This window comes from Methylophaga sp. (assembly GCF_048266885.1).
Lineage (GTDB): Bacteria > Pseudomonadota > Gammaproteobacteria > Nitrosococcales > Methylophagaceae > Methylophaga.
Window position 1 is genome coordinate 19,727 of record NZ_JBLWYR010000025.1, and the last position, 15,252, is coordinate 34,978.

Below are 15,252 nucleotides of genomic sequence, written 5' to 3' on the forward strand. Positions count from 1 at the left end.
AATGGCTCAGCAAATTGTTCAATTGCAACTCAGTGGTATGCGCTGTGCCGCTTGTGCCAATACCATAGAAAAAGCCTTGAAAAAAAACGCAGCTGTGAAATCTGCACAGGTCAATTATGCCAATGAGAAAGCCACTATTCGTGGTGAGAGTTTGGATGCCGATAGCCTGATAAAAGTAGTTGAACAAGCTGGCTACGCTGCTCAGTTGATCGATATTGAACACCCGCAAACTGATGATCAACAGCATTTGCAACAACAGCAATTTTATAAGTTTATCGCTGCGGCCATATTGTCATTGCCATTGCTTTACAGCATGGTTGGGCATTTTAGCTGGACCAGTAATCTCCACATGCCGAACCTTTTAATGAATGCCTGGGTGCAGATGGCTTTAGCCACGCCGGTGCAATTTATTATTGGCTGGCAGTTTTATCGTGGCAGTTATTACGCCTTAAAAAATCTTAGTGCGAATATGGATGTGCTCGTGGCACTGGGTACCTCAGCAGCCTATTTTTACAGTGTATGGCTTACTTTCAGATTGGGCGCGATGGCAGCACATGATGGTTTGTATTTTGAAACCAGCGCAGTACTGATTACCTTAATCTTGTTAGGTAAATGGTTTGAGGCCCGCGCTAAAGGACATACCTCAGAAGCCATTCAGAAACTATTAAAGCTGCAACCCCAACAAGCACTTCGTGAATCTACTGATGGCCAGACACAATTGGTTTCGGTAAAAGAGTTGCAGCAGGGCGATATTGTCCAAATAAAACCCGGCCAACAAATCCCGGTAGATGGCGTGATAATCGAAGGGCAATCGGCAGTTGATGAGTCTATGTTGACTGGCGAAAGCATGCCGGTGGAAAAAAGCGTAAATGATAAAGTCGTCGGTGCGACCTTTAATCAAAATGGTTTTTTACGGGTGCGGGCAACACATTTGGGTGAAGAGGCTGCGCTGGCAAGAATTGTTCGGGTTGTTGAACAAGCTCAAGGTTCTAAAGCTCCCATTCAGCGCTTGGCAGATAAGGTTTCTGGGATTTTTGTCCCAATCGTCGTGGCTATTGCACTCATTACGTTTATGCTTTGGTGGTTATTTTTTACCCCAGGCGATGTCGGTAGAGCAATTGAAACTATGGTCGCCGTTTTAGTGATTGCCTGTCCCTGTGCATTAGGATTGGCAACTCCAACGTCTATTATGGCTGGGTCTGGTCGTGCGGCGGAATCGGGAATTTTGTTTAAACAAGCCGATACTTTGGAGTTAACCCAATCATTGACCACCATTGTATTTGATAAAACTGGGACGCTTACCCAAGGTAAACCAGCATTAACCGATTTCGTTGTGGCTGAACCCTATGATAAAGCTGTTATCGCAGGTATTGTCAGTGCTATTGAAAGCAAGTCTGAACACCCTCTGGCACAAGCTATAGTCGAGGGATTAAAAGGCCAAAATTCTCAAAAAGTGTTGGTTGAAAATTTCACTGCGCTGAGTGGTCATGGGGTGAAGGGGGAGGTTGCATTAAACGGCAAGCATTCCCAGATCCTCCTTGGAACCAAAAAACTGATGTTGGATCACGATATAGATATTAGTGACTGGCAGCTAAAGCAACAGCAACTGGAAAAACAAGGTAAAACTGCCATGCTGATCGCAGTGGATCAACAGGTGGTTGGCTTAATTGCCGTTGCCGATACATTACGTGACACAGCAAAATCAGCGGTTAAAAAGTTAAAACAGCGTGGCCTACAAGTCATTATGTTGACTGGAGATAATCAAATAACTGCTGACGCCATTGCCCTTGAGCTAGGTATCGATAAGGTGATTGCCGAAGTATTACCAGAAAACAAAGCCGATAAAATTCGCGAATTACGTCAACAAGGACAGATAGTGGCGATGGTGGGCGATGGCATTAATGATGCTCCGGCGATGGCAGAAGCCGATGTAGGTATTGCGATGGGCAGTGGAACAGATGTTGCGATTGAAACAGCAGATATCGCGTTAATGAGAGTTGATTTAAATGCCGTTAATACCGCCATTCAGTTAAGTCATCTGACTGTGCGTAATATTCGGCAGAACCTATTTTGGGCATTTGGCTACAACTCTTTAGGCATCCCAATTGCTGCAGCGGGCTTGTTAGCTCCCTGGCTGGCAGGCGCAGCAATGGCATTTAGCTCTATCTCTGTTGTGTTAAATGCCCTTCGGTTGCAGCGAGTTAAGCATGTTGACTAAAATCACAATGAGAATATAAAACATTGTTTTTATATTGATTTATGGTTTTTTAGATGATGAACGATCGTTTTATTACGCATATTATTTTATCCAACGATTCGTTTTGTCTCCCAATATCGTAAGTTTTGGGTGCAGATCCCTTTAAAGCTGTTGTAATATCCCTGATGAAAGTATGACCAATATGCCTCAAAAAAGGTCGGACCAATGGCGGCAGAAGAACCGGGAACCAAAGTCGAGCAATGGAAGCAGAAATATCTTGATCTGCTTGCCCGTGATGAGAACCAACAAATATACACACAACTTTTGGAACGCAGCCTTGGTCGCTTAGCGTTAGTTTCAAAAGGTATTGATCCCGCATTAGACTTACAACTTGACTCGCTTCGGCGAGAATTACGTAACAAAAAAGACATCCAGCATATGGGTGTTATTCTGGAAAAAATCCAGCAATGCATTAACACGATAGATCAAAATCCTCAAGGTCCAGAGGCATCAGAAGCCTCAGAGTTACTAAGACATCTTTTGTTATCGTTAACCATTCCCGCCACTTGTCAGCCCAATGTGGATAATTTACTTATCCAATTGAAAGATGCTTCCAATCAACAAGCGCGTAAGTTATTACCCGATTTTGTGAGCTTATTGGAAAACATGATTGCTGATGCACCAGTTTCATCGGTGATGGAAAAGCCTAAGCCAGGCTTGTTACACAAATTGGGCATAACCAAGCTGAATAGTGAAATATCGCTGCTTTTATGTAATTTGCTTGATAATTTGCAATTGCCCGATATGTTCAATGAGCAAGTGAGTGTTATTCGACAGCAACTCCAAGAAAAGCCAAATAAAAAGCATTTACCACTCGTCATCGATGCGTTGACGCATTTAATTAATTCGCTAGGTGCTCAGGCCCAGCTGCAACAGCTTGAATATCGAGCGTTTCTCGCGACATTAAGTGATCGAATTAATGAACTTGATGGTCTGTTGAGGCTGACGGTTAAAGATGATGAAGAAGCTTTCAACCAACGGCAAATGATCGGCGATCGGGTAGATGCTGGTTTGGATGACATCCGTAAGCAGATTGATGTTACCAGTGAACCTCGCGAGTTAAAGGCGTTTATTCGTGAACGTTTAACGGCATTATGTGGTGCTGTAGATGAATATCGAAACGCAGATCAGAGTCGCTATTATCAATCGCAGTTAGAAATAAAAAAACTGACCGATCGAATGCAAGAATTGGAAGTTGAAACCAAATCTTTGCAAGATGGTATTCGTAAAGCACATGAAATGGTGCGAAAGGATCCGTTAACCGGGATCAGCAATCGCCAAGCGTTAATGGATGCATTAGAAGCCGAATATATTCGCTGGCAACGATACCAAAACCCACTGAGCATAGTGGTCTGGGATATTGATAACTTTAAACAAATTAATGATGGTTTGGGGCATTTGGCCGGAGACAAAATTCTCACTAAAATCGCTGAAATACTTTCAACATCAACTCGGGAAATTGATTTTGTTGCTCGTTTTGGTGGAGAAGAGTTTGTGGGAATTTTCCCCGGGACAGCATTGCCGGAAACCATGGTGCTTGCAGATAAAATTCGGGATGAAATTAGTAAAGCACGTTTTTTATATGATGGTAATCCAGTTCCCATAACCGTATCCGCGGGTGTTGCTACTTTTCATACAGGCGACAATACTGAAAAGGTGTTTAAGCGTGCTGATCAGGCATTATTTAGAGCCAAAAAACAAGGCCGTAATGTTTGTGTAATCGAAGACTTTCAAGCTGAACATTAGCTTTATAGTTTTACCGCTAAACATGATCATTTCTACAAGCTACATCGACTTAAAATAAAAAATAGCAACTTTAATCCTTTATAAAAACAAGGCTCTAGGGAGTGACTATGAAAATCGTTGGTTTTGTTCTGTTATGCCTGTCAGCTCCCTTATTAGCTGGAAATGATTGCTCTGAAGCTGATAATACCTATGAAATAGGATTATGTATGTCGGAGCAGTTGGAGCAAAAAGAGGTTGAGTTACAACATTACCTTGCTGAAGCCAGGGCTCGTTATGTCGATAACGAATCGGTGATTGAATCTATCGAAAAAGCGCAGCAAAGTTGGTTGGTATATCGGCTGGATCAATGTAGCTCAATTTATAACATCTGGAGTGACGGCACGATACGTAGCATTATGGGCCTTAGCTGCTCTATTCGCATGACCCAACTACGTACCCATCAAATCTGGCACAGTTATCTGACGTATATGGATCGCACCCCACCTCTATTACCTGAACCGCAAATTGACGAATGAATGAGCGAACTTGAATTTAGCCTTGTGAACAGCAGTATCCAAGATAAAATTCATTTAGAGCATGAAGCGGCAAAGCTATTTATGCGTCTCTATGAAAAGCAATTTGGTCGCCCATGCGGCATATCTAGCATAACCTGCCTCGTAAACCCGATGTTTCATGTTATCTCAATGGCAGCAGACTGGATTTGGAAATCGCCCATATATACGGCAGTGAAACTCAAACAGTCAGCCGTTTATAGTTCATTTTGGGCTGGAATCAATGTGATCTGACGACGCATTTTGGGTACTTGTTGTATTTGCCAATTGTGAATGGCCCAGCCCCATAATTCAGTAAGGGAGCCATATGCCAGATCTGCTGGTGGCTGCATGCCAAGAAAGCGTAATACTCGACACAGAACAACACCGCTATCTCTTAGCTTGACGGGCTGTGCACGGGTTTGTTTACTCAGTTTTTCCCCATGTAAATTGGTCGCCACAGGGATATGAGCATATGTCGGTATGCTCAAACCTAACTGTTGTTTTAGATAAATTTGTCGAGGGGTGGAATCAAGTAGATCCGCTCCACGTACAATATGAGTGACACCTTGCAGCGCATCATCAACCACCACCGCCAGTTGATAGGCAAATAAGCCATCCGCACGTTTCAGAACAAAATCACCGACTTGCTGGCTGAGCACTTGGCTTTGCCTACCTTGAACCCGATCCTCAAATTCAACGCTGTTATCCATGACCCGAAGTCGCCAGGTACGTGGCCGTTTATTTGCTGGCAAACCCTCACGACAAAAACCCGGATAAACCGGACCATCAATGCCCATTCGTGCCAGCGCTTGAATGGTTTTACGTGTGCAAGCACAAGGGTAGGCGAGGTTTTTGGATATTAATTGCGTGAGGAATTGCCGGTAAATTTCGTCGCGCTGACTTTGATACACTATTTCACTATCCCATTGAAATCCAAAGCTTCTCAGGGTGTCGAGAATATCCTGTGCCGCGCCAGCCACCTCGCGGGGTTTATCAAGATCTTCCATTCTGACTAGCCATTGTCCCTGATTGGCTCGTGCATCAAGATAGCTGGCTGTTGCAGCGACCAAAGAGCCAAAATGTAAAGGGCCGGTGGGTGACGGGGCAAAGCGTCCATAATAATGAGAAGATGTTAAGTCTGAATTCATATTTAGTTGCGATAATTCAACACGTAGAATGTACCAAGCAATAAACAAATTTCACAGCTCAAATTTATGACTGAAGATTATCTTTTTGTATACGGTACCTTGCGTAAAAATACTGCTCGACATGATTTGTTGCACTCATTCTGTGACTATCTAGATAGCGGAACATTGCAAGGGTGTTTATATCAAATCGCGGACTATCCGGGTGTGATACCCAGTGATGATCCACTGCAACAGGTTGTTGGAGAAGTTTATCGTATCCATAATCACCAAAGCCTATTTGCTGAGCTTGATGATTACGAAGAATGCTCTTCCAGTTTTGCCGAGCCACATGAATATGTCCGTCAGCAACAAACGGTGACGCTAAGCAATGGAATAAAGGTGTCAGCATGGGTATATCTCTATAACCAATCGACAAGCGGGTTGAAACTTATAGCCTCAGGTGACTTTCTCAATCCCTAACTTAATGAGCTTCTTAATACTATTTCTTTCAGCTTTTCCGTTCAAATCAGCACCTAAAGTGCTTGAAAAAAGAGGGTTTATGTTTCGATCTGATGCTTTTCGCCAGCAAGCCCAAAACTGGCAACAACAATTTCGACAGCTGCAATCAGCCGGTTTCTTGCAACGAATTTTTGCCTGGATTCTGCTGGGGCTGGTGATGATGCTCAGCCTGACACTGCTGGTCTTTGTGGTATTACTGAGCTGGATTTTAATTCCATTGATGCTGTACCGAGCACGTAAACAAATGCGTAAAGCCCAAGATGCAGGGTATCAACGACAGCAATTTTCGCAACGCCACTCCCAACAATCTCGCCATGAGACCAATATCATCGAAGGTGAAGTTATCAGTCGTAAAGAGGATTGAGTCGTTTGCTGGTCAGCCTTGATAAAACATTCTGTTTGGATCGTGATAGAGTTTCATTACTGAAAAAATTCGACTAAGGAGAGCGGGTTTGTCAGAGAACATTAGCCCGATAGGCTTTAGCGCCAGCGAAGACTGGACGGTAGAGGATTTTTACCGTTTCTTTCATCAGCTTAATATTCTGTATAACCGTCTGTATGTGCTGGATAAGATAAAAACTAAAGGCCAAAGCCGAAATCTCAAAAGTGCCTTTTCTGGCTCGTTATCCTCAGTCAGTGAATCTCATCGTCTGAGTATCAAATCTATTGAAATTCATTCTCCCGGCGACTTTAATCTATTGGGCTTGGATAAAATCATTCAGCAATTGCGTGATTTGTGGAAAGATATTTCTTATCAAAATCGATTGGAAAAACAGCAGCTTACTGAACAAAATCGTCATGATAAAAAAATGCATCAGCTTAAAGAGGTTGCCGCTATGCAAAAATTACTGCAAAACCAGATCGGCTTGATGCGTGAACTTGGTTACAGTGAAGACGATATTGCCGAAGGTGTTAAATCCCTATCCGATCCGCTTGAACAATTAATCGAGCTAGCAAACACTCGAAAAATTTCGTTGAAATAGTGACCATCGTTACTGGCAATCAGCTAAGAATGCGAGTAGAACAGATCATCGATACGTTCAAGAACAACTCTCTTAAAGTCCAAGGGATAGGTCGATGAAAAAACTGACAGTTCTGTTTATTTTGTTAATGACACCAGGGCTTGTTTATCTTTCATATCCGCCTCTGTTGTGACTGAAAATGCACCAATCAAGGCGCGAGGAGTGCAGTTTAGTTGTTCTAAATAAACAACGAGCAACGCAGAGTGGAGCATTTTCAGCCACAACCCGCAGGGCTGGGACTCTTTTTTCACCCATCTGTGTTGGAAATAACTTATGTAGAAAGGCTACATTGCGTCATTTCCGCCTTGTTGGGCGAAAAAATAGCCTCCAGCAGTGGTGGATATGAAAGATAAACAAGCCCTAGGCTCAAGCCTTAGCTATGCACATTCGGGACTGACCGATAAAAATGGTTGTCATAAAGACACCAAAGCCGGCACTTCCCATTGCCATTAAAATCCGCTCAACCCGATAAAAAAACGGCGGGTAACTAAGTTATCCCGCCGTTAATTTAATTCCCATGTTTTGCTCAGGGAGTAATGTTCAGATTACCACCGAAGATGCCAACCAAGCCGATAATAATCAGGTAAATAGCCACGATATAGTTGAGTAATCTTGGCACGACCAGTATTAAAATACCGGCGATTAATGAAATCAGTGGAGTCAGTGCAATAGTCATCTTTATTCCTCGCTATGATGTTGTTTTTGTGTGTTGCAAGGTCAGTATGCCATGAATATCCCATTTGACGACACCTCAAACGATGAGCCATCCACTCATTCAAAGCAGTGTTGCTATGTCGTCGGCTTTTGTAAACACAAATGGCTTTCGCTTGAGCAAACAGGCTGATTTATTTTCGCTACATTATCGACTTCCGGCTCAGGTGCACATGCTATTAATAATAAGCCGAGAAAGGGTAAAATTACTTTAAATCGGCTGAGTGAAGCACTGTTTTTCAGCATGATGTTATCCTCCATCTCAAATAAGGATAATTACACCCTAACATTTTGATATAAAAAAAGAAATTATGTCGGAATGCTTGCTCACAAAGAAAGCTAATTAAACTGTTCTACTTTGACGGATAAAGCGTTCGGTCAATCAATATATTCAGGATCCCAATGCAAGCCCATTATTTTCAGCATGTTCCTTTTGAAGGCCTTGGCAGTATTGAAGCCTGGCTCAGTCACAAAGGCTATCAAATCAGTTCGACAGCGTTTTATCAGTACGTCGCTTTACCTGATATTGATGCTGTTGATTATCTGGTAGTGATGGGCGGGCCAATGAGTGTGAACGATGAATCTCAGTTTCCTTGGTTAGCTGCAGAAAAGCAGTTTATTCGACAATTTATAGCGACCGGTAAACCCGTATTGGGGATCTGTTTAGGCGCACAATTGATCGCCAGTGCAATGGGGGCAAAAGTCTATGCAAATAACGAGAAAGAAATCGGTTGGTGGCCGATTAAGGCTGTAGTTGGAGAAAGTTCTTCGAGCTTCCAATTCCCCGAAATAGTCAGCGTATTTCACTGGCATGGTGAAACCTTTGATTTACCTGAGGGTGTACAACGGATCGCGGAAAGTTATGGTTGTGTAAACCAGGCTTTTCAATTGGGAAACTCGGTGATTGGACTGCAATTTCATCTGGAAACAACACCGGCCTCTGCTCAAGCCATAGTTAAGAATTGTGCCGATGAATTGGTGCCCGCACCTTATGTACAATCTGAGGCTGAAATACTGACTGCCGATCTGCAAAAATATCAGAATATCAATCAGCTGATGAATTCAGTACTGGATTATATGCATAATGCACAGCAACGATAGTGGTGACTAATGGATATGACACATCATCAACTCGAACGTTATCTACATAAACACATTCCTTTGTCGGCTGCTATGCAAGTAACCGTGCAGAGCCTTAGTGCAAAATCGTTAACCCTGCAGGCGCCGTTGGCTCCCAATATTAACCATCAGGAAACGGTGTTTGGTGGCAGTGCATCCACATTGGCAATTCTGTCAGCCTGGTCGTTATTACATACCCGTTTGGCACAAGAGGGGATTGCTTCCCAACTGGTGATTCAGCGAAATGAAACGGATTATCTCAAGCCTATGACCGAAGACTTTACGGCAACGGCTGCGCTAGTAGATGAAGATGATTGGGCAAGGTTCCTTACAATGCTACGTCGTAAAGGAAAAGCCCGTATTCGCGTGGCAGCAGTTTTGTATTCAGGTCAACTGCTAGCAGGTAAGTTTTCAGGGGAATATGTTGCGCTATACGGCGATCAGTAAATTATCCACTTGCTCAGACGATAGTCAGCTAAATTACTGATAAACTCGGGAAAGCAACGATGCAAGGAGCCCGAACCATGTCTGACAAGCAGCCATTTGTCTATCCAGAAATGCGGCTGGTATTTATTTTATTGATCATTTGTTTTGCTGCTTGGGGCGTGGCCGCTAATATGACGGATCCATTAGTCAAAGTGTTCAGCAAAATCTTTGCAATGAGTTCGTTGCAGTCAGCCTTGGTACAGTTTGCCTATTACGGAGCCTATTTTTGTCTGGCAATACCCGCTGCTTTTATCAACCGTCGATATTCCTATAAAACTGGCGTGTTATGCGGTTTAGGTTTGGCTGTAGTAGGTGCGCTAGCCTTTTATCCTGCCAGCTTGGCGATGGAGTATCACTATTTTCTCGCCGCATTATTTATTCTGGCAGCAGGGCTGTCGATTCTGGAAACCTCGGCCAATCCCTTTGTGATGGCAATGGGGCCAATTGAGAATGCCACACGCAGACTGAATTTGGCACAAGCCTTTAACCCACTTGGCACAAATCTGGGTGTATTTCTCGCTGCCACATTGATTCTGCCGAATTTACATATTGCCGAAGCCGCTGATCGGGCATTAATGACGGTCGAAGAATTAAAGCTGGTACAAGCGGCCGAGCTCAAAGCTGTGATGTTGCCATATGTCAGCATGGCAGTGGCCTTATTGCTGATTTGGCTGATGATTTTATTTTCAAAAGTACCAAAACCACGTGAAGCGGTGGTGTCGAGCATCAGTGAATTGCATTTTGCTCAGATAGTTAAACGGTTGATGGCCAATACGCATTACCGATATGGCGTCATCGCTCAATTTTTTAATGTCGCGGCACAAGTCTGCGTCTGGACCTTCACCATTCAGTATGTGCAGCAGGCGATGGGTGGATCTGCTGCCGTTGCCAGTATTTATCTGCAATATAGTTTGCTGGTGTTTTTAGTGTCCCGCTTTGCGATGACTTGGCTAATGGGCTATATCCGACCAACCGTTTTGATGACACTACTGGCCTTAATGGGCAGTGCCTTATGTTTGTTTGCAATGCTGAGCCCTACTATTTCCGGGGTTTGGGCAATCGTTTCGATATCTGCCTGTTTATCACTGATGTTTCCAACCATCTACGGTGTGGCATTAAAAGGTTTGGGCGAAGATACCAAGTTTGGTGCGGCCGGGCTGGTGATGGCGATTCTTGGTGGCGCGATTATGCCTTTGTTTCAGGGAGCTTTAATTGACGCGTTTAACACAGCGATTTCCTTTATTGTGCCCGCTGTCTGTTTCCTGGTGGTCGCTGCCTATGGCTATTTTGATGTGCGTTCTAAAAGAGCGTGTTAAAAACCACAGTGTTGCTGTTCGCAGGGAACACTATCATTATTGCCATCCATTTTGGTGTTAGGACAGTTTTTAAGAAAAAATTTCGCTTCTGCGCAAGATGTCATTTCACTGCAATGGGTTCTGCCATCACAACTAAATTGTGAAGTAGTCACTTCTGGCATTGCTTGAATGTTGCTTGGGATAACCTGCTCAGTTGATGCGGCAGTAGGAGCTGGGGTGAATTTCTGAGAAACGCTGATAGCAATCAAAATGATTACTATCAGAGCAATTATTAGGCTGATTGATTTGGTCGTTTTGCCGGGTGTTTTACTGATTTTGATGGCTGATTTTTTCGTTTGTAATGATGCCGCACGGCTGATATTGATGGCTCGGGTTTTACCGTCGTTTGTGGTTTCAATTTCAAAGCCAAGCATTTCACCGACTTTGGGGCGCGGGCTACTGCTCGGAAAAGCGGAAATATGTACAAAAACTTCCTGTTGATTGTGCTCACAGAGAATAAAGCCAAACCCCCTGTCATCTTTCCACTTAATTAACTTTCCATGCATTTTGATATCAGTTTCTGTAAATGATTAAGCGAGGCACCATAGCAGAGATGCTGTAAGTGAGGAAGGATAAGTCACCGTTGGTTAAATGGGTTAACGATGACATTCGTGGTTATTACCGAGCAAACATAAACTGGCGTCCTCAACGGATTCCAGCTGAATTGTTACATGCTCAATATCAAAATGATCATGTAGATCATGTTGCAGTTGGGCTAAAAATGTATTGTCCAATGGAGTGTTTTTAACCACTAAATGCGCGGTTAATGCTGTTTCGCTGGTGCTTAAAGGCCAGACATGTAAATCATGCAGCGAGTCGACCTGTTCCAAATTCAGTAGATACTGCTGGATTTTTTGCAGATCAATATTTTCCGGTACGGCGTCCATTGCATAATTGAACGATTCGCGAAATAAGCGCCAGGTACCCACCAAAATTATCGCCACAATCAATAGGCTGACTAGCGGGTCAATCCACAACCAACCTTTGAACAGAATAAATAAACCAGCGATTACGACCCCTAATGATACCGCCGCATCGGCAGCCATATGTAAGAAGGCTCCACGAATATTTAAATCCTGTTTTTGGCCTTTAAAAAACAGTAACGCAGTGATGGTATTAATCACCACGCCGATACTGGCCACCACGATGACAGTCATGCCTTCAACCGGCTGCGGATTTAACATTCTGGTGATCGATTCCCAGGCAATCGCGCCTAGCGCAATAAACAGCATGATTGAACTGATTAAAGCCGCCATTACTGTGGCTTTACGGAAACCATAGGTACGTTTTTCAGTGGCCGCTTTTTTGGCCAGAATGCTGGCTCCCCAAGCCAGTAATAAACTCACTACATCGCTTAAGTTATGCCCGGCATCCGCTAATAACGCCATCGAGCCGGCCAAAATGCCATAGCTGGCTTCAATAACGACAAATACCACGTTAAGCGAAATTCCAATGGCAAAAGCGCGATTATAGTTAGCAACTTCGTGGTGATGGGAGTGATTGTGAGCCATCAAAGAATCCAAATGAGTTATTAATAATATTTTAGGTAGCCAGGGTAATCATTAATTGCACCGCTGTCTCGTATTGAAATGAACTTTACCTGATTCGATATGTATGATGGAATACGTCGATAATTATTCAGGAACAAATATGAAGTTATCAACTCCGGAACGCTGGTATATCGGTATTGATGATACTGACAATATTGATAGTCGTGGCACTGGATTTCATGCACGTTCACTTGGTGCTGCTATTAATGATCAGCAATTAGGTGAATGTCGCTTTATTACCCGACATCAATTACTGATGAGTCCATTAGTACCTTTCACTTCTCATAACAGTGCAGCTTGTTTGGTGATAGAAAAATTGAATTCGCCGATCGAAGTCGTTGAAAAACTGTGTATTGAGTATCTGTTAAGCGAGAGTGCTGAAGGAGCGGATGTTGGACTATGCCTCGCATCTGAACAACAACTCTCGAAATCGATGCTGCAGTTTGGCTTTATTTGTAAACAACGGTTAGTGACTCAGCAGCAGGCCCGTGATCTTGCTCAGCAACAAAGTGTGATTCTGCATGGACTGACTGGCACACAAGATGGTGTCATTGGCGCCTTGGCCGCTGTGAGCTTATGTGGTTCTGGCGTTGATGGGCGATTGTTGTGGTTGCCAGGTATGCGTGATCATGTAAATCAAACCTTAAGTCTATCGAGCCTATTGGCCATTACTGAAATAACAGTGGTTCAGGATCTACAGGGACAAGTGTTAACCGATCCTGAGAATCTCATAGCGATGGGAAGCTGGCCTAGGGCGATCTGGCTGGGAGGAGAGGCTACCCTGATTGTTGAATCTGATGAGGAAAATCCCAATGAGTGGAAAGTTGCTACAAAGAGCTATCTCAAACAGTTCTGAAATATGGCAATCAGATAAAACTCGCCATGCACTGATTTTTATGGCCGGTGCTTTGGCGATGTTAATGCATGAAAGCTTTCGTTTCGGACTCGAACTGCCCGGTCGGCAGGGCCTGACATTAATGGCGATATTAGTCTTTGTCCGGCTGGTTTCCCCTTATCATTATTCTGCCACGTTGGCGGGCAGTGGTGGTTTAGTAGCGGCTTTGCTTATACGTGATAATCCGTCTGCAGCGATAATTGTATTGAGTCAGGGTGTGCTTTTGGATTTCGCCTTTAAACAACTCTCTGTTACCACCATCACATTATGGCTGATGCCCTTGGCTGCTGGTTTGGCACATATGTTAAAGCCCTTATTCAAAATTGGTTTGTTAGCCTGGGCCGGACTTGAGACCGATTCTTTACGACATGGACTAGTGTATCCATTTATCACTCATTTTATGTTTGGCACCTTGGGCGGCTTAATTGGCTTTCTTGCCTGGCGTGGCATGAAGAAAATTAACCTACAAAATAAATAATCCAAGGAGATTTTGTGAGCATATCAAATCAAGATGCCGCCAATCGATATATATTAAAGAATATATCCAGATTATTGCTCAGCACACTGCTCATTACTGTTTCTACTCAGATAAAGGCTGTCGAAACGGAAAATGAAAACTACGAACTAGCTGAGATAAGGGTGGAAGATAATCCGTCTAATAGCTCACAGGTATTGATCGATCAGCAAGATCTTGAATTGTTAGGCGCTAGAAGCCTGGAAGATGCCTTGCGTTTAGTCCCATCAGTAAACACACGTTATGGTGGCGATGGCACACCAAGGATGGATATACGTGGATTACGTACCCGGCAAGTCAAACTATTGTTGAATGGTATCCCTTTTAATTCAACGTTTGATGGTCAGTTTGATCCGAGTTTAATACCGGCCTTTGCGATCAGTAAAATTGATTTGAATATTGGCAGTTCATCGGTTTTATATGGTGATGGTGGCATGGCTGGTGTGATGGATATCAAAACGCGCAATGCGATCAATGGCTTTCAGGCCAGTTCCAAACTTGAACGAGGTTCAGATGATTTCTGGCTGGCTAACGGACAAGTAGGTTATGGTGATGCGGATCAGGATTTTTTCTTTGGTTATGGGGTAAGAGACCGAGATGGCTTTTCACTGTCTAATGATTTCAATGCCCCGCTAGATAACTCAGCAGATAACTTCCAGGATAATGACCAGCGATTAAATAGTGATAATCGACGAGAAAATCTGATGTTTTCTTATAATCGTAATCTAACCGAAAAACTCACTGTAGGGATGTTTGCCAGTTATCTTGAAGGTCAATATGGAAAACCTTCGATCGTTTTCGATAACAGTGTGGACGATTTTGCCCAACGGGCACGGTTCGAAAGGGTAGAGTCTCAGCGTGGTCATTCCGTTCAGATCGGTGCTGATTATCAGTTATCCAATAATTGGTCGACTCGGCTATGGCTTTTTGACAACCAGCTTGAAGAACACAGTGCCAGTTACGACGATAATACTTTCACATCAATTTCCACTAATAATACCTTTGCCAGAAAGGAGCAAACTAAAAGTCGTGGGAGTCATGCCCAGCTAGTCGGGGTGTTTCCGACAACCGGTTCCAAAGTGGCATTCAGTTTTGATCAACGCAAAGAAAGTTATGACGAAGCGGGACTTGAATGCACCATTTCTGGCGGTGGCGGTGGCGGTGGCGGTGGCGGTGGCGGTGGCGGTGGCGGTGGCAGCCAAACGTGTCCTTCACGGCCTTTCACACAAACCAGCACTGACGAATCGATTAGAGTCAAATCCTATGCTGCTGAGTTAACGCAACCGTTGGTATTTGATATTACTGCGGTGGTGGGTGTTGCAAGGCATAAACTTGAAAAGCCGGGCAGTAACGATGAGTCAACACATAGCGCACAATTTTCACTCAGCAAGCCTTTAACAGAAATTTCAACTATTTAC

Annotated in this window: 18 protein-coding genes; 14 read left to right on the plus strand and 4 right to left on the minus strand. The window is 43.7% G+C overall.

From position 1 onward, the window contains the following. Position 1: 1 nt before the first annotated feature. The 4 genes from ACN0V2_RS11740 to ACN0V2_RS11755 all read left to right on the plus strand — a co-directional run bounded on the left by ACN0V2_RS11740 (position 2) and on the right by ACN0V2_RS11755 (position 4,788). Positions 2 to 2,218 (plus strand): heavy metal translocating P-type ATPase, encoded by a 2,217-nt coding sequence (locus tag ACN0V2_RS11740; protein ID WP_417551010.1) that lies wholly within the window; start codon positions 2 to 4, stop codon positions 2,216 to 2,218. A gap of 204 nt (positions 2,219 to 2,422) precedes the next feature. After that, a complete protein-coding gene (locus ACN0V2_RS11745) occupies positions 2,423 to 4,003 on the plus strand; it encodes a GGDEF domain-containing protein (protein ID WP_417551011.1) in 1,581 nt (526 codons plus the stop codon). Between the two features lie 107 nt (positions 4,004 to 4,110). Further along, a complete protein-coding gene (locus ACN0V2_RS11750; protein WP_417551012.1) occupies positions 4,111 to 4,518 on the plus strand; it encodes a lysozyme inhibitor LprI family protein in 408 nt (135 codons plus the stop codon). Continuing rightward, positions 4,519 to 4,788 carry a hypothetical protein gene (locus ACN0V2_RS11755; protein ID WP_417551013.1) on the plus strand — a complete coding sequence of 90 codons (270 nt, stop codon included), beginning with the start codon at positions 4,519 to 4,521 and terminating at the stop codon, positions 4,786 to 4,788. Here the strand turns inward: ACN0V2_RS11755 and gluQRS are convergent. Beyond that, entirely contained in the window at positions 4,752 to 5,684 is a 933-nt protein-coding gene (gene gluQRS / locus ACN0V2_RS11760) for a tRNA glutamyl-Q(34) synthetase GluQRS (protein ID WP_417551014.1), read from the minus strand. The two genes, ACN0V2_RS11755 and gluQRS, sit on opposite strands and share 37 nt — an antisense overlap. Before the next feature lie 66 nt (positions 5,685 to 5,750). Between gluQRS and ACN0V2_RS11765 the strand changes: the two genes are divergently transcribed. The 4 genes from ACN0V2_RS11765 to ACN0V2_RS11780 all read left to right on the plus strand — a co-directional run bounded on the left by ACN0V2_RS11765 (position 5,751) and on the right by ACN0V2_RS11780 (position 7,657). Next, positions 5,751 to 6,143 (plus strand): gamma-glutamylcyclotransferase family protein, encoded by a 393-nt coding sequence (locus ACN0V2_RS11765; RefSeq protein WP_417551015.1) that lies wholly within the window; start codon positions 5,751 to 5,753, stop codon positions 6,141 to 6,143. Between the two features lie 79 nt (positions 6,144 to 6,222). Beyond that, on the plus strand, positions 6,223 to 6,546 hold the full coding sequence (locus tag ACN0V2_RS11770; protein WP_417551016.1) for a hypothetical protein: 324 nt from the start codon (positions 6,223 to 6,225) through the stop codon (positions 6,544 to 6,546). Between the two features lie 88 nt (positions 6,547 to 6,634). Beyond that, the gene (locus ACN0V2_RS11775; protein WP_417551017.1) at positions 6,635 to 7,165 is read left to right on the plus strand and encodes a hypothetical protein; all 531 of its coding nucleotides are present in this window, start codon (positions 6,635 to 6,637) and stop codon (positions 7,163 to 7,165) included. 381 nt (positions 7,166 to 7,546) lie between these two features. Further along, complete coding sequence (locus ACN0V2_RS11780; RefSeq protein ID WP_417551018.1) at positions 7,547 to 7,657, plus strand: YHYH domain-containing protein; 111 nt, start codon at positions 7,547 to 7,549, stop codon at positions 7,655 to 7,657. 73 nt (positions 7,658 to 7,730) lie between these two features. On the opposite strand, the gene ACN0V2_RS11785 is transcribed toward ACN0V2_RS11780, so the two are convergent. Next, positions 7,731 to 7,880: a DUF3096 domain-containing protein gene (locus ACN0V2_RS11785; protein WP_014707945.1), complete on the minus strand. Its 150-nt coding sequence runs from the start codon at positions 7,878 to 7,880 to the stop codon at positions 7,731 to 7,733. Between the two features lie 437 nt (positions 7,881 to 8,317). Between ACN0V2_RS11785 and ACN0V2_RS11790 the strand changes: the two genes are divergently transcribed. The 3 genes from ACN0V2_RS11790 to fucP all read left to right on the plus strand — a co-directional run bounded on the left by ACN0V2_RS11790 (position 8,318) and on the right by fucP (position 10,836). After that, the gene (locus ACN0V2_RS11790) at positions 8,318 to 9,016 is read left to right on the plus strand and encodes a glutamine amidotransferase-related protein (RefSeq protein ID WP_417551019.1); all 699 of its coding nucleotides are present in this window, start codon (positions 8,318 to 8,320) and stop codon (positions 9,014 to 9,016) included. A 9-nt stretch (positions 9,017 to 9,025) separates the two neighbouring features. Continuing rightward, positions 9,026 to 9,481 carry a thioesterase domain-containing protein gene (locus ACN0V2_RS11795; protein ID WP_417551020.1) on the plus strand — a complete coding sequence of 152 codons (456 nt, stop codon included), beginning with the start codon at positions 9,026 to 9,028 and terminating at the stop codon, positions 9,479 to 9,481. A gap of 77 nt (positions 9,482 to 9,558) precedes the next feature. After that, a complete protein-coding gene (gene fucP / locus ACN0V2_RS11800) occupies positions 9,559 to 10,836 on the plus strand; it encodes an L-fucose:H+ symporter permease (protein ID WP_417551021.1) in 1,278 nt (425 codons plus the stop codon). Here fucP and ACN0V2_RS11805 read toward each other — a convergent pair. After that, entirely contained in the window at positions 10,833 to 11,381 is a 549-nt protein-coding gene (locus ACN0V2_RS11805; RefSeq protein WP_417551022.1) for a cold shock domain-containing protein, read from the minus strand. The genes fucP and ACN0V2_RS11805 overlap by 4 nt on opposite strands. Positions 11,382 to 11,471: 90 nt before the next feature. Then, positions 11,472 to 12,386, minus strand: coding sequence for a cation diffusion facilitator family transporter (locus ACN0V2_RS11810; protein ID WP_417551023.1), 915 nt, complete (start codon positions 12,384 to 12,386; stop codon positions 11,472 to 11,474). 139 nt (positions 12,387 to 12,525) lie between these two features. Here ACN0V2_RS11810 and ACN0V2_RS11815 point away from each other — a divergent pair, with 139 nt between their 5' ends. From ACN0V2_RS11815 to ACN0V2_RS11825, 3 genes are all read left to right on the plus strand, one after another. After that, the gene (locus ACN0V2_RS11815; RefSeq protein WP_417551024.1) at positions 12,526 to 13,281 is read left to right on the plus strand and encodes a hypothetical protein; all 756 of its coding nucleotides are present in this window, start codon (positions 12,526 to 12,528) and stop codon (positions 13,279 to 13,281) included. After that, positions 13,238 to 13,798, plus strand: coding sequence for a hypothetical protein (locus ACN0V2_RS11820; RefSeq protein ID WP_417551025.1), 561 nt, complete (start codon positions 13,238 to 13,240; stop codon positions 13,796 to 13,798). Before ACN0V2_RS11815 ends, ACN0V2_RS11820 begins: the two co-directional genes overlap by 44 nt. A gap of 14 nt (positions 13,799 to 13,812) precedes the next feature. Then, on the plus strand, positions 13,813 to 15,252 hold a 1,440-nt coding region (locus ACN0V2_RS11825), incomplete at its 3' end, for a TonB-dependent receptor (RefSeq protein WP_417551026.1).